The following is a 21,298-nucleotide window of genomic DNA, read 5'->3' as shown; positions in this document are numbered from 1 at the left end:
ATAGGATAAATTGAAAATTTTTTGATGCTAAAATTATATGCTATTAATATTAAGTTAGTTGATATATAAGTTTAATCTATAATGTAATTATTGAAAAGAGGGGGAGACGTGTCAATTTTAGTAACATTGTTAGGGTTATTGGTTTGCACAACAATTTCAACTGTACTTAGTAAAAAGTGGAACAGTATTCCTCTTGCAATATATCAAATTGTATTAGGAGTTATATTGTCTATTTTGCCATTTAAATTTTCATTTTCATTTAACCCAGAAATATTTGTAATATGTATAATAGCTCCATTATTATTTAGTGAAGGTCAAAATGTATCGAGAAAAGAGCTGTTAGAACTTAGAAAGCCTATTTTACTTCTTGCATTTGGTCTAGTTTTGACAACAGTATTTGCAGGTGGAATCTTTATACATTTTCTTATTCCTGAGATGCCTCTGTCCGTTTCATTTGCTCTAGCAGCAGTAATATCTCCAACTGATTTAGTGGCAGTAAAATCAATCACACAAGGATTAGATTTCCCTAAAAATATGATGAGTATACTTGAAGGTGAATCTCTATTAAATGATGCTGCTGGAGTAGTAGCATTTAAAGTTGCAGTGCTTGCAACAGTTACAGGAGTATTTTCAATAAAAGAAGCAGGGATTCAATTTATAATTACTGCTTTTGGAGGAATAATATTAGGATGCCTTTTAGGATATATAATTATAAAAATAAGACTTAGTTTACATAAGTGGAATCTGGAAGAAATTCCAATGGTAATAGTTATACAAATAATGACTCCACTTTTTGTGTATTTTGTGGCAGAAGAAGTAGGGGTATCTGGAATTCTAGCTGTTGTAATGGCAGGAATAGCTCATGGAATTGAAAAAGAGCATTTACAAAATACAACTACTAAACTAAGAATAATATCAGACAATACATGGTATGTTTTAGAGTATGTATTGAATGGATTTGTATTTACATTGCTTGGTTTTTTATTACCAAGCATATATATAGGTCTTAGCACTAAAAATGAAAATATGGCATTGAAATTGACTTTTATTGCTGTTTTAATTGTACTTATTTTATTTGTAATAAGATTTATATGTGTATATTTATGGCATGATTCTTTTATAAAAACTAAAAAGAATCCATTAAATAATTTCTTTATAGGATTTTTAGGTTTTAAGAATGAAGAAGTTGTAAAAGACAGTATTTCCAGATGTAAATACTCATTAATAGTTGCTACTTGTGGTGTTCATGGTACCTTTACACTAGCAACTGCATTATCCATACCATTTTATTTAGCTAATAAAGATATATTTCCGATGAGAGATACTGTTTTATTTATATCATCAGAAGTTATTCTTATAAGTTTAATATTGGCTACAATTTTATTGCCAAGATTATTAAAAAATAATATACAAGAATCAGAACATTTACTATCTGATAAAGAGGCATATCAATTAATTTTGAAAGAAGCTATTTTAAAACTTAGTAATGAAAAGGCACAAGAAGTACAACCAGTTATACATGATTTAAATGAACAGTTGGTAGACTCTGAAAAGGGAATATTAAATACTCCAGATAACAAACTTATAAGTATTATGATTGCACAAGCAGACCATCAAGGTTTGTTGGCTGTTCAAAACCTATTAGAAGTTGGAAAAATTTCTGATAGAGCTTTTAAATTGTATAGGTTTTATATTACAAAATCAAGAAAATCTATTCAGAAGTCTATATTTAAGATTGCAAGGCTAAAAATAAGTATGTGGATTATAGATAGAAAAGTAAAACTAGAAGTAAAAGAAAAAATTACAAAAATAATATCCGAAAATAAAGAAATAATTAAAGAATTTCACCATGCATATGCACTTTCTACTAAAACTGCTATATCTTTTATAAATGGAAATACTGATGAAAACAACAGACATGAGTCCATAATAGTAATCAGATTTTATAATCGTTACTTGAATTGGCTGACTAGAAAGATTCAAAATGATGATAAGTTTGAAGCAAAAGTAGAATACTACAGGTTAATGGCAATCCAAAGTGAAAGAGATAGTGTTCAACAATTAGTTGAAACTAAACAAATATCAAGAGAAGTCGCTAAGGAGTTATTGGAGAATATTCTTTATGATGAGATGATGATGATAGAATCATAAAAACAATGCGATATAGTGTGTGTTCTTTGATATTAAAATTAATGTTAAAAAATAGGAAATAGTTTTCAATAATTTGCTTGACAGATATATTTATTTATAATAGAATAAAACCATAAATTGAATACAATATTTATTAGCATTAACAAATTGGATTGTTACTGGAAAGCAGGCAATACCTAAGTTAAGATATACAGGTGAATTATATCTTAATTTAGGTGTTTTTTTATGAATAAGTGAATTTGTATTTTGGGAGATATATTGATTATGATTATTCAACAAATTTATAATAATAATGTTGTATTGGTTCTAGATGAAAATATAAAAAAAGAATTGATATTAACAGGATGTGGGATTGGATTTCAGAAAAAGAAAGGTCAAGAAGTAGACAAAAGTAAAATTGAAAGAACCTTTGTTATACAGGATGAAAGTTTTGTAGATAAAATTGGAAAACTGGCAAGCCAGGTTGATGAAAAATTTTTTGAGATTAGCACAGATATAATTGCTTATGCAGAGGGAATCTTGAATACTGAACTTTATGAATATATTTATGTAGCACTTACTGACCATATTGCATTTGCGATTAAAAGGTATAATGAAAATATAACTATAAAGAATGATTTACTACATGAAATAAAAAGAATACATAAAAAAGAATATGAGATTGGTAAATGGGCTGTAGATTATATAAATAAAGAATTTAATGTACAATTTCCACTTGATGAAGCTGGTTTTATAGCCATGCATATAGTAAATTCAAATTATAAAGGAAGTTCAAAGGAATCTCTATTAATTACTAAAATAGTAAAAGACATACTCAATATTATAAGATATTACTATAGAGTTGAATTTAGAGAAGATGATATAAATTATGATAGGCTTCTTACTCATTTGAAGTTCTTTGCAAATCGCTTGGTAAAAAGAGAAGAAATAAATGATGCAAATAATGAAATTATAGATATAATAAAAATAAAGTATGAAAAAGATTATAACTGTGCATATAAAATAAAAACTCATGTAGAAAAGAATTACGATTACTATGTAAGTCAAGATGAATTACTGTATTTAACATTACATATCAAAAGAGTTATATCTGTATTAAACTCATAATAAAAGGGAACTCGATACAAAGTATATAGGTTAAATATATTATTTAAAATTTAATACAAAATAATAATTTTAAAACATTAAGATTGTTACTGATGATGCAGGCAAGACTTAGGTTTATAAAAAAATTATAATAGTTTATTTTTAATTCTGAAATTAGGTTAATATAGGTCTATTTATATTAGCATAAGTTGGATTTTGGAATTAGGTGGACTAATGTAATTTTTTATAAACTTAAGTCTTTTTTATTTAAGAAATATAAAATAATAAGGAGAGAAGAGTATATGAAAAAAATATTTGGTATTTTACAGAAAGTAGGGAAATCTTTAATGCTACCAGTTGCATTACTTCCAGCAGCAGGTATATTACTTGGTATAAGCAATGCTTTAGCAGGAGATGCATTATTAGCTCATTTTCCAGCTCTAGCTAATCCTACATTTCAACTTATAATAAGTATAATGGAAAGTTCAGGTCAAATTATATTTAATAACTTACCACTTATATTTGCAGTTGGTGTAGCTGTAGGTTTGACTGAAGGAGAAGGTGTTGCAGCATTGGCAGCCATAGTAGGTTTTTTAATTCTCAATACATCTATGGGGGTTATGGCAGGTGTTACAGAAGGTATGATAGATAATTCTATGTATGCAAGTATTGTTGGAATACCGACGATTCAAACAGGTGTATTTGGTGGTATCATAATAGGGATAGTGGCTGCTTATCTTTACAAGAAGTTCTATAAAATTGAGTTACCTCAATATTTAGGTTTTTTTGCAGGTAAAAGATTTGTTCCAATTGTTACTTCATTGGCAGCCATAGCAATAGGAATCATATTGTCTTTTGTTTGGCCTCCAATACAAGAGGGATTGCTTAGTTTCTCAAAAAATGTCATAGAGACAAATCAAACACTAGCAGCGTTTATGGAAGGTTCTTTAGAAAGACTATTAATACCTTTTGGTTTACATCACGTTTTTCATAATCCATTTTGGTATCAATTTGGAGAATACATAAATAAAGCTGGTGAACTTGTAATGGGTGACCAAAAGATATTTTTTGCCCAACTTAAAGATGGAGTAACCTTCACATCAGGTACTTTTATGACAGGAGCATTTCCTTTTATGATGTTTGGTCTTCCAGCAGCAGCGCTTGCTATGGTACATGAAGCAAAGCCTGAAAAGAAAAAATTTGTAGCAGGTATAATGGCATCAGCAGCATTGACTTCTTTTTTAACAGGAATAACTGAACCAATAGAGTTTGCATTTTTATTTGTGGCACCAGCATTATTTGCAGTACACTGTTTATTTTCAGGTTTATCATATGCAGTGATGCAATTATTGGGAGTTAAAATTGGTTTTACATTTTCAGGAGGATTAATAGATTTCTTGTTATTTGGTGTACTCCCTAATAGAACTCCATGGTATTTAGCTATTTTAGTAGGTATTGGGTTTGCAGTATTATACTATAGTGTATTTAGATTTATGATAAGAAAGTTCAATTTAAAGACACCAGGAAGAGAAGATGAGTCAGAAACCAATGTAGGTACTGTTGAAATGTCTAAAAATGAATTAGCATCAGAGATTTTAGTTGCCCTAGGGAATAAAGAAAATCTAAAGAGTCTAGATGCTTGTATAACAAGACTTAGATTAGTTGTAAATGATATAGATAAAGTAGATAAAGAAAAGCTAAAATCACTTGGAGCAGCAGGTGTTATGGTTATTGGAAATAATGTTCAAGCTATATTTGGACCTAAATCAGATGCAATAAAGTCTGATATAAAGGATATAATAGAAGGAAAAATAAAAGTTGAAGACAAGAATATTAAAGATACATATAAAAATAAAGTGGAAAAAAACAATACAGAAATCGTCAACATGGAAGATTCTTTATTAGAAGAAGAGGTTTATGCCCTTACAAATGGAGAGTTACTAGACATAGAAGATGTGCCAGACTCTGTATTTTCAAGCAGATTGATGGGTGATGGATTTGCAATTAAATCTGATGATGGATTAATATATTCACCAGTTGATGGAACTATTGGAGTTGTATTTCCAACTAAGCATGCGATAATAATAAAATCTAAGAAAAGTGGAGTAGAAATACTTATACATTTAGGAATAGAAACTGTAAACTTAGAAGGTAATGGATTTGAAGTATTTGTGAATGTAGGAGATGAAGTCAAAGCAGGGGATAAGTTAGTGAAAATGGATTTAGAGTATATTGAGAAAAACGGTCTATCAGTAATAAGCCCTGTAGTATTTACTAATTTAGAGCAAAATCAGAAATTAAGCATTAAAAAAGGAAGAATCATAGCAAAAGAGAAGAATCGTGTAAGCATAGTAAGAGATAATGTTGAAAAGATTGGATAGATATATAATATTTTAATTTATTTTAAAATATTAGCAACCATGAGATATTAGTAAGATGAATAGACTAATATCTCATGTGTTTATTAAGACAACATTTATAACAAATAATTTACTCATCTAAAAGAGTAATATCTAAAGGACTTTTATTGTTTATATAATTTTTAGGAGATACCCCATAGTACTTTTTAAATGCTCTTACAAAACTAGAATAATCGTTGAATCCACATTTACTACAAACTTCGCTCATAAGATTACCATTAATTATTAATGATTTTGCCAAAATTAATCTTTTCTGGACTATATAATTGTGTATGGATGTCCCAGTATAAGACTTAAACTTTCTCATAAGATAATATTTACTTATAAAAAATTCAGATGATATGCTATCTATGGAAAGCTTATTATCTATATTTGAATTTATATAGTTTAATATTTTTTTTATAGTTTCATCATAAAAAACATCTTCTGTTGATTCTGTATTTTCACTTTTTAAGAAAATTCTATTTAAGAATATCATAAGTTGTATAAACAATGTATTTCTCAATAGTTCATTTCCAAATTCATTGTTAGATTCAGAAATACTTATTTGTTCAATAAAAGTCTTAATGGATTGAATATCATGTATATTTAAACGTAATCTATTACATTTATTTTCTGTGGCTATTTTAAAACATTTTTCTAAGTCACTAGTAATATTACTATTTTTTTTCATAAATTCTGGACTAATCCATATTGCAATTCTCTCATAAAATACATCTGAATCTATAACTGGTTTATGGATTTCATTATTACTGATAAAAAGTATATCCCAAGGTTTTAGTTTATAGGGAATTCCTTCAACAAAATAAGTGACATTTCCATCTATAAATATAATTATCTTATTAAAATCATGATTATGGTATTCAAATTTTATATCTTTTTTGTCTCTAATATTAAATATTTTAAAATTATCATTTAAGTACCCAATTTTTTTATCCATAGCTTTTATATGAGACCTTTCTTGAGTTATATTATAAAAAATTATAGAGCATTTTTTGCAATATTTCAAGCATTTTTAACCATTCACATAGTAAAAAATTCTTAATATAATATTATATGTAGTGTAATTTTAGCAGAAAGAGTTTAAAGGGAGGAAAGCATTTATGAAATTAAATGATATTATACAAGGTTTGGATATAGTCAATGTCAAAGGTGAATTAAATATAGATATTAATAATGTACAATATGATTCAAGAAAGGTTACAGAAGGTACATTATTTGTATGCATAAAAGGATTTGTGTCAGATGGTCATAAGTATATAAAAGATGCTATAGAAAAGGGAGCAAAAGCCTTTATTGTTGAAGAAGATGTAGAAATAAAAGGATATACATTTATAAAGGTAAAAGATACAAGAAAAGATATGGCAAAGATAGCTGACAATTTTTTCAATCATCCATCTCAGAAATTTAATGTTATAGGAGTTACAGGTACTAATGGAAAAACTAGTATAACTACTATATTAAATGAGATATTAACTTTAAATAAAAATAAAGTTGGTCTTATAGGAACTATAAAAATTTTTGATGGTGAAAAAGACATTGTTTCTAGTTCAACGACTCCAGAAAGTATAGATTTACAATATCATTTTAATAATATGTTAGATAATGGATGTGATTACTGTGCGATGGAAGTTTCATCACACTCATTGGCATTAAATAGAGTTGATGAGACAGACTTCAAGGTGGGCATATTTACAAATTTAACACCAGACCATTTAGACTTTCATAAAGACTTAGAGGACTATAGAAAAGCCAAAGAAAAGTTGTTTTTTAAGACTACTATGGCAAATATAATAAATATAGATGATGAAGGTGGAAAAAAGATATACGAAAATATAAAAGATTTAAATGTACCTTGTTACACTTATGGTGTTGATACTAAAGCTGATTTTATGGCTAGAGATATAAAATCAGATTCGGATGGAGTATCTTATAGGTTGATAACACCTTCTTATGAAGAAGTTATATTTATACCTGTTCCAGGGATGTTTACAGTATATAATACATTGGCAGTTATAGCTGCTTGCTATGTACTTGGCATACCTAAGCCAGTGTATAAAGAAGGTCTTAGACTTTCTAATGGAGTATCAGGAAGGTTTGAAACAGTTCCAAATGATAAGGGAATCAGTGTAATTGTAGATTATGCTCATACCCCTGATGCACTTGAAAATGTATTGAAAACAACTCAACAATTTGCAGAAGGAAAAATAATTTCTGTGTTTGGATGTGGTGGAGATAGAGATACTGAAAAGAGACCTTTAATGGGAGCTATTGGACAAAAGTATTCTGATTTATGTATTATAACTTCTGATAATCCAAGAACTGAAGAACCAGAAGCAATAATAAAAGATATACTTGAAGGAATTGATAAGAAAAAAGAAAATTATCATGTTGTTTCGGATAGAAAACAAGCTATAGCAGAAGCTATAAGTATGGCAAAGAAAAATGATGTTGTTATAATAACAGGTAAGGGACATGAGACTTATCAAATTATAGGTAAAGTTAAGCATCATTTTGATGATAAAGAAGTTGCAAATGAATGTTTAAGTAAAATGTAATATGAGAATCTAATAAAACAAGACATCTAAAAATGTAATATCAAAATCTATTTTGATATTACATTTTTATTTTGTATATGGAAATTATTGTAAAATAAGTAATACAATAATAGGAGTTCTAATATCTACATTAATTAATTTATTATTGTAATAAAGTTTATAATTTTGTATAATTACAGTAAATATGGAAAAATAAGTATCATTATAAAATGCTTACAGTAATTGACATAAAATAATAATTATATATAGAGATTCTAGAAAGGCAGGAAGCATAATGTTAAGTGATGCAAAAAATAATAGGCATGGTTTGTCCATAATTGCCGTAATAAGTATCTTAGTAATTACAATTTCCTGTTTGATTTATGGTTCAAGGTTGAATAAGACATTAGGTGAAGAAACGAATCAATATCTTTCAGAAATAGCAAATCAAAGCGTCAATGTGTTGAGAAAACAAATTAATGGAGATATAAAGTTATTACAATCAATTTCAATATTTGTTGAAGGAGAGGGGTCTTTTGAAGTAGATAATATCCTTTCGATACTTAAAAGAGAAGCTGTCAATAGCTCATTCAAAAGAATGGGGGTTATTTTACCAAATGGCACAGCATATACTACGGATGGTCATATAGAAGATTTCTCGAAAAGGGATTATTTCTTGAAATCAATGCAGGGAGAAGTGGCCATAACAGGCAAATTAAAAGATGTAATAAAAGATAATGAAAATGTTAATAGCGACATTAATGTATATTCTGTACCAATTTATAAAGGTAATGAGGTTAAAGGGGTCATATTTGCCACACATAACACCAAGTTGTATGAAAAGATTCTTTCTGTGCAAACCTTTAATGGAAGAGGATATTCTTATATAGCTAAGAGTAATGGAGATATTGTTTTAAATCCAAGTAGTAAAAATGCTAACACTAATAAGGAAAATTTATTTACTTATATTGGTAAAAGTGATGCCTTATCAAAGCCTACTCTTAATAACATGAAGTCAAACATAAAAAATTTTAAGTCTGGTTCATTGAGTTATAATATGTCTGGAAGAGGATATTATTTGAGTTATGCACCAATAGGAATCAATGATTGGTATCTTTTTTCTGAAGTACCTAAAACTGCTGTATCTGAGAAGTCATATGCTATTGTAAAGCTTACATTATCAGCATGTGTAGTTTTGATTATAATATTTACTGCATTAACAATTTACATATTGTTTATACAAAAAAAGAGTAAGGAAAAATTAGAAGATTTTGCTTTTAAGGACAACGTTACAGGTATCGGAAATTCAAATAAATTTAATCTTGAGGGTGGCAAATTTTTATCATCTCATGAGAAGAAGAATCTAGTTTTAATTTATTTTGATGTGGATAAGTTTAAGCTAGTAAATGATAGGTTTGGATATGAAGAAGGAGATAGAGTATTAAAAGAAATAGCAGAGATAATTAAGAGTATGTTTAAAGAGCAATCTGTATTTTCAAGAATTTCAAATGATAATTTTGCAATAATATTTGAAAAGAAAAACAATAGAGAATCAGTTATTGGAATATGTGAACTTATACGTAAAAAAATGTCAATGATAAAAACTAGTCTAGGAGTAGAGCTAAATTTAATTCCATCGATAGGAGTATACTTTGTTGAAGAGGGAGAAACAAATATTTCTACCTGTCTTGATAAAGCTATGATTGCAAAAACGACAGTAAAAAGAAAATATTTAAAAGTTTATGAAATTTATGCTGAAAATTTAAAAGAGACTCTCATAGAAGAACGTGATATTGAACAAGAAATGCATGATGCTTTAAAAAATGAACAATTTAAAGTTTATTTACAACCTAAAATTGAATTATCAACTGCTAAAATTGTAGGTGCTGAAGCTCTTGTACGTTGGCAGCATCCTAAAAAAGGATTAATAAGTCCAGGTGTGTTTATTCCTATTTTTGAGAAGAATGGTTTCATAACAGAATTAGATATGTTTGTATTTACTCAAGTTTGTAAAAATTTTAAACGTTGGGAAAATGAAAGTTTTCCTACATTTCCTATATCAATAAATTTATCAAGGGTGCATCTTGAGAACCCAGATTTTATATTTGAGCTTGAAAATATAACAAAAGAATATGGGATTGAACCAGATTTAATTGAAATTGAGCTGACAGAAAGTGCAATTTTTGATAATACAAAAATATTGTTTAAAATAATGCAGGATTTAAAGTCTGTTGGATTCAAAATTTCTATGGATGATTTCGGTTCAGGTTATTCTTCCTTGAATATGCTTAAAGATATGCCAATTGATGTATTAAAATTAGATAGGGAATTTTTTATAACAGTAGGAGATATGAAAAAAAGTCAAATTGTAGTTTCAAGTATTGTTCAAATGGCAAAGCAGCTTGATATAAAAGTTGTTTCAGAAGGAGTCGAGACATTGGAGCAAGCTGAATTTTTAAGAGTTATAGGTTGTGATATGGCTCAAGGCTTTTTATTTGCTAGACCAATGCCAATCGAAAAATATGAAAAACTAATTTTAGATAGATATATTGTAAAAGGAAAAGAAACAAATTAAATAAATTATAAAACATAACATAAAAATTTATAAAAAGTGAACCTTGTTTAATCAATGCTCACTTTTTTTATATAAAAATACACTATTACAAGAATCTAAATTGTTATAGGAATTAGATGATATTTTAAAAGAAATATATGAAATATTCTGATATAAACAGTTTGATAGTATGGTTTATGCAGTTAAGTATATTAAAAGTTATTTGAAAAATCGGGAGGATAAATTTGGATAATATAATAATTAGAGAAATGGAAGCTGATGAAAGAAGGTTTGTGTGGGAACTTGGTAAATCAAGCTTTGGATTGGTTGAAGGCCTGGCATTCAAGAAACCAAAAGATGCTTTTCTTGCTATAGTGGATGGACATATTGTTGGGATGGCTTCTTATAGAATTTTTCATGCAAAAAATAGTCAAAAGATTGGTTACTTAGAAACAGCCTATGTAAAAAAAGGTTATGAGGGTAAAGGAATAGGAAGTAAGCTTTATAAAAAGGTAACTATGTTTTTAAAAGAGCAGGGTTGCAAAACAGTAACTGCCACTGTAAAAGATGATAATGTTGCATCATGGAAGCTTTTTGAAAATAATGGATATAATATTATGAGTTTTACACAGATGTTACAAAATTATGGGCTAATTGGGACTGTACAATTATGGATACACAGCACGCTTTTTATTGCCTCTGGGTTTCATCTATGGAGTACTTCAGCACAAAAAAGCAATTCATCAATTCGACAATTAGGAACTTACATAATTTTGAACTTATTGATATTGTTTCCTATTTTAGTGTTTGATAATAATTTAATTGATTGTAGCGTCATGGTAGGTGCATTTTTTTCTTTGTTGATTATTTCCTTAATTAGTGGAATGTTTGCAACCTTAATTTTACCCGAGAAATGGATATTTACTGTTACACGAGGTGGATTGTTTATATCATTATTGGTGACAGTATTAGGTGGTATATGGCCAATGATAGGTAGATTTTATCCAAAAGACTACAAATCAACTGCTAGCTTTAGACGCAACATGGCTATTGAAGGATTATTTGAATGGTTAGGATTATTGTGTTTTGTTTTATGGATAGCAGTTGTAGGAAAATCAGAATTTAGTGAATACATAGTTTCACTTGGAAAGACTTTGTTGATTTTACATAGTATACCTTTTTATCCATTTGAATGTTTTGGTGGAAGGCGTATTTGGGATTATAGTAAAATACTTTCAGTAGCAACAGTAGTAATTTCTATAGGTGTATTAAATCTATTTTAGAAATATAATTTTATAACCAAGATTTGAGGCTAAAGTCTTATTAAAAAACAAAAAGTAACTTATAAATTTAATTGTTATATGTAATAGATTAGATTTTATCATACAAAAAAGAGAGTTTTTCATTGTGATTATTAGAAATCATTTGGAATAACTCTCTTTTTTGCAAAGAATCTATATAATTATTATAAGATAATAAAAAATTTCATTATTATAACTATAATATCCTAATCATAGTACTTACAATAGCCAAAGTCTACAAAGTTAATAATTTTAAACATTAAATCTAAATAATATAACATCTCCATCTTTAACTATGTATTCCTTACCTTCTAATTTAACTAATCCTTTTTCCTTAGCAGCAGCCATAGTACCATGCTCAACTAAATCATTAAAAGCTATTGTTTCAGCTCTTATAAATCCTCTTTCTATATCAGAATGTATTTTTCCTCCTGCTTGAGGTGCCTTACTTCCAACCTTTATAGTCCATGCTCTAACTTCTTTTGGACCAGCAGTTAAGAATGAAATTAAACCAAGTAAAGCATAAGAAGATTTTATAAGTTTGTCAAGTCCTGATTGTTCAAGACCTAATGTCTCTAAAAATTCTTTCTTTTCTTCAGGAGAATCAAGTTCAGAAATTTCTGCTTCTATTTGTGCACATACAACAACAACTTCAGCATCTTCTGTTTCGGCAAATGCTTTAACTTGTTGAACATACTTATTATTTTCCCCATTATCAGCCAAATCATCTTCTGATACATTTGAAGCGTATATTACAGGTTTAGATGTAAGTAAATCTAATGAATTTACGAATACCTGTTCATCTTCTGTAAATTGCATAGTTCTTACACACTTACTTTCCTCTAAAGTAGACATGATTGATTTTAGTAAATCAAGTTCAGAGCCTAAAGTCTTATCTGCTTTAGCAGCCTTTTGAGTTTTATGGATTCTTCTTTCAAGAATTTCTATATCAGAGAAAATTAATTCTAAGTTTATAGTCTCTATATCACGAAGTGGGTCTACAGAACCATCTACATGTATAACATTTTCATCTTCAAAGCATCTAACAACATGGACTATTGCATCAACTTCTCTTATATGTGATAAAAATTTATTTCCTAAACCTTCTCCCTTAGAAGCACCTCTAACTAAACCAGCTATATCACAAAATTCTATAGCAGTAGGGACTATTTTTTCAGAATTATATAATTCTTGTAGTTTGTTCAATCTTTCATCTGGAACAGATACAACTCCAACATTTGGGTCTATTGTACAAAAAGGGTAATTTGCAGATTCTGCACCTGCTTGAGTTATTGCGTTAAATAGTGTGCTTTTACCTACATTTGGTAAACCAACTATACCTAATTTCATATTAATCGTCCTCTCTCTTATTCTTTTTTATATTCTTTATATAACTTTAAACAATCAATCTATAGGATTGCAAAATTGTTTTAATTATAGACATACATATTGATTATACATCATATATATTAAGCTTGTAAACTAGACTTTAAAGCAGATTGATTTAAATAATATTTGAATTTAATTTAAATAAAAATATTGCTTTTAGAAAATAATAAAAAGGATATAATTAAATAGAAGGTTGTTATATGTTAGTATATATAATTAGAAAATAAATAAATTTCAATTTAAAAATTGATGTTTAAATAAAAATAGGAGGTACATATGGTTAATACTAAGAAAATAATAAATTTAGGTAATAATATTAATCTTACTTTGATAAAAACAGAGAAGTTTAAATCAAATCTTATAAGTTTGTATGTTCAAAGAATCCTTGATGAAAAAGAAACTACAAAAAATGCTCTAATTCCAGCAATAATAGCAAGTGGAAGTGAAAAATATCCTAGTGCAAGAGCAATATCTAATAAGCTAGATGATTTATATGGTTCATCTATGGGAGCTGATGCTGTAAAGCGTGGAGAGAGACAAGTATTGAGTTTCAAAATAATTAATATAAGTGAAAAATATTTAGATGAGAGTATATTTGAAGAAGTGGTGGAATTTTTTAATGAAGTGATAAATAACACTCTTGTTGTAGATGGTGGATTTAAAGAAGAATATTTAAATATTGAAAAAGAAAATTTAAGAGAAAAAATACAATCAGTAATAAATGATAAAAAAGAGTATGCACAAGATAAATGTATTGAAGCTATGTGTAAAGGTGAAAGATACAGTATAAGTGAATTTGGTTATGAAGATGAAATAGATAGTATAACTTCAAAAGATTTATATGAACATTATAAAAATATACTTAAAACATCACCAATAGATATAGTTGTGGAAGGTGATTTTGATGAAGATAAGGTTGTAGATATAATAAGTAAGAATCTAAAATTTGAAAGAGAAGATATTATAGATATACCAAGAGCTGATTTTATAAAAAATGTAGATGAAGTAAAAAATGTAGATGAACAAATGGAAATAACTCAAGGTAAACTTGTTATGGGTTACAGAGCAAATGTTGATTATGCAGATACAGATAAATATTATGCTCTTGTTGTAGGAAGCAATGTATTAGGTGGCGGACCTCATTCTAAATTATTTGTGAATGTAAGAGAAAAAGAAAGCTTATGTTATTATGTATTTTCTTCAATAGAAAAGTATAAAAGTATTATGTTCATATCTTCTGGTATAGAAACTAAAGATTATGATAAAGCTGTGAAGTTGATAAAAGAACAAGTAGAAAGTATAAAAGCAGGAGATATATCTGATGAAGAATTAGAAAATAGCAAACTTGCTTTAGTTAACTCTATGAAATCTATAACAGATAATATAGGTGGGATGTCTGATTTTGCTTTTTCTCAGTCTATGTCAAAGACAAATTCTGAAGTAGAAGACATAATATCTAGTATAGAAAAAGTTACTAAAAAGGATATAGTCGAGGCTATAAAAGGCATAGAGCTTGATACTGTATACTTTTTAAGAAATTAATGGAGGAAATGTCTATGGAAAAAATAGTTAATGATATATTGAGAGAAGAAGTTTATTATGAAAAATTGCAAAATGGGCTAGATGTATACTTTATGCCTAAAAGAGGCTTTACTAAAAAATATGCTATTTTGGCCACTAATTATGGTTCAAATGATTTGGAATTTATACCAATTGGAGAAGATAAAAAAATTAGAGTAAATGAAGGTATAGCACACTTTTTAGAGCATAAGATGTTTGAACAACCTGATGGAGGGGATGCATTTGATAAATTTTCTAAATTAGGAGTAAGTGCAAATGCATTTACTAATTTCACAATGACAGCATACTTATTTTCTGCTACTGAAAATTTTTATGAGAGTTTAGAACATTTAATTGATTATGTCCAAACACCTTATTTTACAGATGAAAATGTTGAAAAAGAAAAAGGTATAATAGCACAAGAAATAAAAATGTACAATGATGACCCTGATTGGAATGTATACTTTAATTGCTTGAAGGCAATGTATGTAAATTATCCTGCTAGAATTGATATAGCAGGTACAGTAGATAGTATATATAAGATAACTAAAGAAGAACTATATAAATGCTACAATACTTTCTATAATCCAGGAAATATGGCTTTATTCGTTATTGGTGATTTGGATGTAGAAAAAGTTGTAGATGTAACTAAAAAAGCAAATAACTATGATGTAGATAAACTTTCTAAGAGTATAGAGAGATTTTATCCAGAAGAACCTAAAAGTGTAAAAGAAAAAGAAGTCATAGAAAAATTCCCTATATCTATGCCTATGTTTAATATAGGTTTTAAGGATAGTAATGTTGGTTTAAAAGGAAAAGAACTTCTACGTAAAGAGATTGTAACTGATATACTTGTAGGTATGTTATTTAAAAAAGGAAGTAAACTTTATGAAGATTTGTATATGCAAGGATTAATAAATGAAAATTTTGGAGCAGGATTTTCATCTCAAGTAGATTATGCTTTTAGTATAATAGCTGGAGATTCTAAGGAACCTAAAAAAGTAAAAGATATAATTATTGAGTATATAGAAAACTCAAAAAAAGAAGGTTTATCTAAAGAAGAATTTGAAAGAACTAAAAAGAAGAAGATTGGTTCATTTATTAAGTACTTTGATTCAATAAATTTTATAGCAAACAGTTTTATATCTTATGTATTTAAGGATATAAATATATTAGATTATCTAGATGTTGTTAAAGACATTACTTTTGATGAAGTAGAAGAAAGATTAAAAGAACACTTTAAAGAAGAGTATTGTGTTATTTCTATTGTAGAACCTAAATAGAGCTTTAATTATAATAAGAATAACTAGATAAATACTAAATTGTGAGTTTGAATACTTATCTTGTTTAAATAAGAAATAAATTTATAAAATATATTTATGTAAATTAAGTTGAAAAATTTAAGAATAGTATATAAAAATGTATAAGAGGTTGGTGCATAAATGTGCCAATCTCTTTGATTTTAAAGAATTTTATAGTAATCATATTGGTATAATATATGTAATATATTATGAGTATTTGTAGAATTAGTTTTAATATTTTTTGTAGAATTAACATTAATATGTTATCATAATTTAGTATAATTACAATTAATTGTAAAGATAAGTATATTGCTTTGGAAATATTTTTAATTAATACGAAGAGGTGGAGTTATGGATAGAGTGGCATTTACACTATTTGGAATAGACATAATGTGGTATGGAATACTTATGGCATGTGGAATGATTCTAGGAACTTTAATTGCAATAAAAGAGTCAAAAAGAGTAGGAATTAAAGAAGATGATGTATTAAATATAGCTATAATAGCAATTCCAGCAGGACTAATCTGTGCAAGAATCTATTATGTAGTATTTAATTGGAGTTATTATGCTCAAAATATATCTCAAGTCTTTAATTTTAGAGGTGGTGGACTTGCTATACATGGAGGTTTAATTGGTGGAATATTAGCTGGATATATATACACTAAAGTTAAAAACATTAACTTCTTAAAAATGTCTGATACAGTTATACTTGGAATGCCTTTAGCACAAGCTATAGGGAGATGGGGAAATTTTATTAATGGAGAAGCACATGGAGGTGTTACTAATTTACCTTGGGGAATAATGGTAGATGGAGTAAAGGTACATCCAACTTTTCTATATGAATCTATATGGGATTTTGGTATATTTATAGTTTTATTGCTGTTTAGAAAAAATAAAAAGTATGAAGGTCAAGTTATAGTTACTTATATAACTTTATATTCAATAGGAAGGTTTTTTATAGAGGGATTAAGAACTGATAGCTTAATGTTAGGACCACTTAGAATGGCACAAGTTATAAGCCTAGTTGGAGTGATTGGTGGTATAATTGCACATATTTATTTATCAAATAAAAATAAAAAAAATATTAGTGAATAATAGTTTAAATAGTGAATTTAAGGGAGGTAACTATGGAATTTCATCATGTATCAGTTCTTTTAAATGAGTGTATAGAAAATTTAAAGATAAAGCCAGATGGAGTGTATGTAGATTGTACTATGGGAGGAGCAGGTCATTCTAGAGAGATAGTAAAAAAACTATCAGATAAGGGATTATTTATAGGCTTTGACCAAGATAAAAATGCTATAAACACAGCAAGAGAGAGATTGAGCGAATATAAAGATAGAGTAAAGTTTGTTCATAGCAACTTTGAAAATATAAAAGAGGAATTAGAAAAAATAGGAGTTTACAAGATTGATGGCGTGTTGGCAGATTTAGGAGTATCATCTCATCAACTTGATGAAGCAGACAGAGGTTTTTCTTATATGCAAGATGCACCACTTGATATGAGGATGGATGTTAGATGTGAGTTTTCTGCATATGATGTTGTAAATACTTATACAGAAGATGAACTTGCTAAGATAATAAAAGATTATGGAGAAGACAACTGGGCTAAACGTATAGCTAAATTTATAGTTGAAGAAAGAGCAAATAAATCAATAGAAACTACAGGTGAATTGGTAGACGTAATTAAAAAAGCTATTCCTAAAAAAGCTAGAATAGATGGACCTCATCCAGCTAAAAGAACTTTTCAGGCTATACGAATAGAAGTAAATAATGAACTTGGAGTAATTACGAAGATGATAAATGATGCTTCTTCTATAATGAATGAAGGTGGAAGAATATGTATAATAACATTTCATTCATTAGAAGATAGAATAGTAAAGAATGCATTTAAATATCTAGCATCAGATTGTATATGTCCACAACATTTACCTATATGTCAGTGTGACAAAGAATCTGAGGTAAAAATAATAACTAGAAAACCAATATTACCTAGTGATGAAGAAATAGAAGTAAATCCACGTTCAAGAAGTGCTAAGTTAAGAGTAGCAGAAAAAATATAACTTATACAATTTAGGATTAAAAAGTAAGTTTATGTAAAGAAGAGCTATTATAAGCAATTAAAAAGTATGATAAATTGTGTAGTATTAGAAGGTAATTGTGAAATAATTGATATTATAAGGCATATTTCTGTTATTGATATAAGTGATTAAGATTGAGATATAAAAATATGGAGATATATAATATAATGAAGAGATTATTAATAAAAAATAGATAAACTAGTTACATATTGTACTTATGGAAAAGATTATCTGAATATAGTATAAGTAATAAAAATAAATAAAAATTAGTAAATAACCTATAGATTCAATATAAGAGTATAAGTGAATTTATAGGTTATTTTGTTGTGTATAGAAAAAAGTACAATTAGATTGTGTATTAGTGTATTAATTTAGCGATGGAATTTTAGAGGAAGAGATATGATTAATAACAAATATAGTATAGAGGAAAATTTAAAATCTATATTATCGGGGTGATAATTTGAAAAAAAATTATAAAATACATAATCTAAATGAATATAAAAATAAGAAAAAGAATAATTATAAAAAGAGAAATAATAAAAAAATAGGGGCTAAATGTATTTTATTGATTGCAACCTTTACAGTAATAATATTGAATCTATGTGGTTATTCAAAAATCTCAGAAATGAAGTATGACATTTATTATTTACAAAAAGATTTAAGAAAAAAAGAGATAGTACTAGAAGAACTAAAGGCAAAAGAAACTGAAAAAACATCGATAAAAGAAATTGAGCTAAAGGCAAAAGAATTGCTCAATATGGACTATCCAAAAGATGGACAAATAAAGTATATAGATGTGGATAACTAGGGGGAATAGATTTGAGAAAAGTAAAGAGGATAAGTAAAAAAAGACTGGTACTCGTTCTTATTCTAGCATGTGCATTGTTTTTTTGCCTTGTTATTAGGACTGGATACCTACAACTTATGAAAGGTAACTGGTTAAGTACAAAAGCATTAGAACAACAAACAAGAGATATACCAATAGAACCTAAAAGAGGAACTATATATGATAGAAATATGAAAGAGTTAGCAGTAAGTGTAACTAAGTATACTGTCTGGTGCAAACCTGTAGAAGTAGAGGATAAAAAGGAAGCAGCACAAAAGGTAGCTGACATTTTAGATGAAGATTATAAAGACATTTACGCTTTAATAAGCAAAAAAAATATGGCTCTTGTAAAAGTCAAAAGATGGATAGATGATGATAAGGCAAGCCAAATAAGAGATGCTAAACTGGGTGGAATATGGGTAGCAGAAGATAATCAAAGATATTATCCATATGGAAACTTTGCACCATATGTACTAGGACATACTTCTTCAGATGCAACAGGTATATCTGGTATAGAGATGCAATATGATAAAAAATTAAAAGGAAAGCCTGGGAAATTGATAGTGAGTACTGATGCTTCAGGAAGAGAAATACCACAAGGAATGGAAAAGTATTATGAACCTGTTCAAGGGAATGGACTTGTTTTATCTATAGACGAGGTAATTCAACACTATACTGAAAAAGCAGTACAAAAAGCTTATGAGATAAATAATGCAAAAAAGGTTACTGCAATAGCTATGAATCCTAAAACTGGTGACATACTTGCTTTAGCGTCAAAACCAGACTACGACCCTAATGATTCGAGAACACCAATATATCCATATTATCAAGAAGAACTTGAAAAATATAATGATAAAGAGAAAATAAAAGGTTATTATCAAATGTGGAGAAATCCAGCAGTAAGTGATACATATGAGCCAGGTTCTACATTTAAACTTATCACATCTTCTAGTGCACTTGAAGAAGGAGTGATTAAAGATGGTGAGAAATTCACATGTACAGGTAGTGTAACTGTTGGAGGAAGAAAGATTAAATGTTGGAGACACTATAGACCTCATGGAACACAGGAGTTTAAACAAGCAGTACAAAACTCTTGTAACCCTGTATTTGTTGAGTTAGGAAGTAGATTGGGTGTTGGAAAAATGTATGATTATATAGAATCTTTTGGTCTTATGGATAAGACTGGTATCGATTTACCAGGAGAAGCTAAAGGAATACTGTATAATGAGAAAAATGTAGGTCCAGTTGAATTGGCTACAATATCGTTTGGTCAATCTATATCAGTGACACCAATACAACTTATAACAGCTATATCATCAATAGCAAATGGTGGAGATTTAATGCAACCAAGAGTTGTAAAATCTTATACTGATAATAAAGGTAATATAACTGAAACAGTAAAGCCAAAAAAAGTAAGAAGTGTTATATCTAAAGAGACATCTAAGAAAATGTTAGAAATTGCAGAGTCAGTTGTAAGTGAAGGTGGAGGAAAGATAGCGTATATACCAGGATACAGACTTGGTGGAAAAACTGGTACAGCTCAAAAAGTTATAGATGGTAAGTATGCACAGGGAAAATATATATGTTCATTTGTTGGAATAGCACCTTGTGATGACCCACAAATTGTAGTTCTTGCTATTGTTGATGAGCCAACAGGAGTGAGTGCATTTGGTAGTACTACAGCAGGGCCAATAGTAAAAGAAATAATGAACGATTCATTAAAATATTTAGGAGTTAAACCTGTATATAAAGAAGAAGAGAAAGCTGAATATGAAAAGAAACAGGTTCAAGTGCCAGATGTAAGAAATCTAAAAATTGGTGATGCTGTGAAGGCTTTAGAAGATGCTAAGTTAAAACCAGATTTAGATACAGATATAGAGCTTCCAGAGAATACAAAGGTAAAAGATATATTCCCAAAACCTGGAGTAAAAGTTAATGAGGATTCAAGTATAACACTATATTTTGAGAAGTAAAAAGTAACAGATAATTAACATATACCCATAAACATCTTCAAAAAAACAGAAATATAGTATATAATTATAAAGTTAAGAGTTATCGTAGGCAATGTATATATAACGGTATACATTGCCTT

14 protein-coding genes are annotated in these 21,298 nt (G+C 28.1%); 12 read left to right on the top strand and 2 right to left on the bottom strand.

All coding sequences use genetic code 11. The annotated features are described in order from the left end of the window. Window positions 1-108: 108 nt before the first annotated feature. The 3 genes from Q3287_RS11550 (at window position 109) to ptsG (ending at window position 5,618) form a co-directional block, all read left to right on the top strand. Window positions 109-2,151, top strand: a complete 2,043-nt coding sequence (locus Q3287_RS11550) for a cation:proton antiporter (RefSeq protein WP_407964115.1) — start codon at window positions 109-111, stop codon at window positions 2,149-2,151. Between the two features lie 264 nt (window positions 2,152-2,415). After that, on the top strand, window positions 2,416-3,258 hold the full coding sequence (gene licT, locus Q3287_RS11545) for a BglG family transcription antiterminator LicT (protein ID WP_407964114.1): 843 nt from the start codon (window positions 2,416-2,418) through the stop codon (window positions 3,256-3,258). A 281-nt stretch (window positions 3,259-3,539) separates the two neighbouring features. Further along, window positions 3,540-5,618 (top strand): glucose-specific PTS transporter subunit IIBC, encoded by a 2,079-nt coding sequence (gene ptsG, locus Q3287_RS11540; protein ID WP_407964113.1) that lies wholly within the window; start codon window positions 3,540-3,542, stop codon window positions 5,616-5,618. Window positions 5,619-5,727: 109 nt separating this feature from the next. On the opposite strand, the gene Q3287_RS11535 is transcribed toward ptsG, so the two are convergent. Continuing rightward, window positions 5,728-6,597 (bottom strand): AraC family transcriptional regulator, encoded by an 870-nt coding sequence (locus Q3287_RS11535; RefSeq protein WP_407811922.1) that lies wholly within the window; start codon window positions 6,595-6,597, stop codon window positions 5,728-5,730. Window positions 6,598-6,760: 163 nt separating this feature from the next. Between Q3287_RS11535 and Q3287_RS11530 the strand changes: the two genes are divergently transcribed. The 3 genes from Q3287_RS11530 to Q3287_RS11520 all read left to right on the top strand — a co-directional run bounded on the left by Q3287_RS11530 (window position 6,761) and on the right by Q3287_RS11520 (window position 12,031). Then, window positions 6,761-8,215: a UDP-N-acetylmuramoyl-L-alanyl-D-glutamate--2,6-diaminopimelate ligase gene (locus Q3287_RS11530; RefSeq protein ID WP_407811923.1), complete on the top strand. Its 1,455-nt coding sequence runs from the start codon at window positions 6,761-6,763 to the stop codon at window positions 8,213-8,215. Window positions 8,216-8,489: 274 nt separating this feature from the next. Next, the gene (locus Q3287_RS11525; RefSeq protein ID WP_407964112.1) at window positions 8,490-10,769 is read left to right on the top strand and encodes an EAL domain-containing protein; all 2,280 of its coding nucleotides are present in this window, start codon (window positions 8,490-8,492) and stop codon (window positions 10,767-10,769) included. 224 nt (window positions 10,770-10,993) lie between these two features. Further along, window positions 10,994-12,031: an N-acetyltransferase family protein gene (locus Q3287_RS11520; RefSeq protein ID WP_407964111.1), complete on the top strand. Its 1,038-nt coding sequence runs from the start codon at window positions 10,994-10,996 to the stop codon at window positions 12,029-12,031. Window positions 12,032-12,301: 270 nt separating this feature from the next. On the opposite strand, the gene ychF is transcribed toward Q3287_RS11520, so the two are convergent. Continuing rightward, window positions 12,302-13,399: a redox-regulated ATPase YchF gene (ychF, locus tag Q3287_RS11515; RefSeq protein ID WP_054271231.1), complete on the bottom strand. Its 1,098-nt coding sequence runs from the start codon at window positions 13,397-13,399 to the stop codon at window positions 12,302-12,304. A 315-nt stretch (window positions 13,400-13,714) separates the two neighbouring features. Here ychF and yfmF point away from each other — a divergent pair, with 315 nt between their 5' ends. The 6 genes from yfmF (at window position 13,715) to Q3287_RS11485 (ending at window position 21,179) form a co-directional block, all read left to right on the top strand. Then, window positions 13,715-14,980, top strand: a complete 1,266-nt coding sequence (yfmF, locus tag Q3287_RS11510; protein WP_407964110.1) for an EF-P 5-aminopentanol modification-associated protein YfmF — start codon at window positions 13,715-13,717, stop codon at window positions 14,978-14,980. 14 nt (window positions 14,981-14,994) lie between these two features. Next, window positions 14,995-16,281, top strand: coding sequence for an EF-P 5-aminopentanol modification-associated protein YfmH (gene yfmH / locus Q3287_RS11505; protein ID WP_054277282.1), 1,287 nt, complete (start codon window positions 14,995-14,997; stop codon window positions 16,279-16,281). Window positions 16,282-16,650: 369 nt separating this feature from the next. Continuing rightward, a complete protein-coding gene (gene lgt / locus Q3287_RS11500; RefSeq protein ID WP_407964109.1) occupies window positions 16,651-17,394 on the top strand; it encodes a prolipoprotein diacylglyceryl transferase in 744 nt (247 codons plus the stop codon). A gap of 32 nt (window positions 17,395-17,426) precedes the next feature. Beyond that, window positions 17,427-18,362 carry a 16S rRNA (cytosine(1402)-N(4))-methyltransferase RsmH gene (rsmH, locus tag Q3287_RS11495; RefSeq protein ID WP_054271227.1) on the top strand — a complete coding sequence of 312 codons (936 nt, stop codon included), beginning with the start codon at window positions 17,427-17,429 and terminating at the stop codon, window positions 18,360-18,362. Between the two features lie 478 nt (window positions 18,363-18,840). Continuing rightward, window positions 18,841-19,188, top strand: a complete 348-nt coding sequence (locus Q3287_RS11490) for a hypothetical protein (RefSeq protein WP_054271226.1) — start codon at window positions 18,841-18,843, stop codon at window positions 19,186-19,188. A gap of 11 nt (window positions 19,189-19,199) precedes the next feature. After that, a complete protein-coding gene (locus Q3287_RS11485) occupies window positions 19,200-21,179 on the top strand; it encodes a stage V sporulation protein D (RefSeq protein ID WP_054277280.1) in 1,980 nt (659 codons plus the stop codon). Window positions 21,180-21,298: the final 119 nt, after the last annotated feature.

Source organism: Clostridioides sp. GD02404, from assembly GCF_045898275.1.
Classification (GTDB): Bacteria; Bacillota; Clostridia; order Peptostreptococcales; family Peptostreptococcaceae; genus Clostridioides; species Clostridioides difficile_A.
Note: the sequence above shows the minus strand (reverse complement) of the source record. Positions and strands in the feature narration are given on the sequence as shown.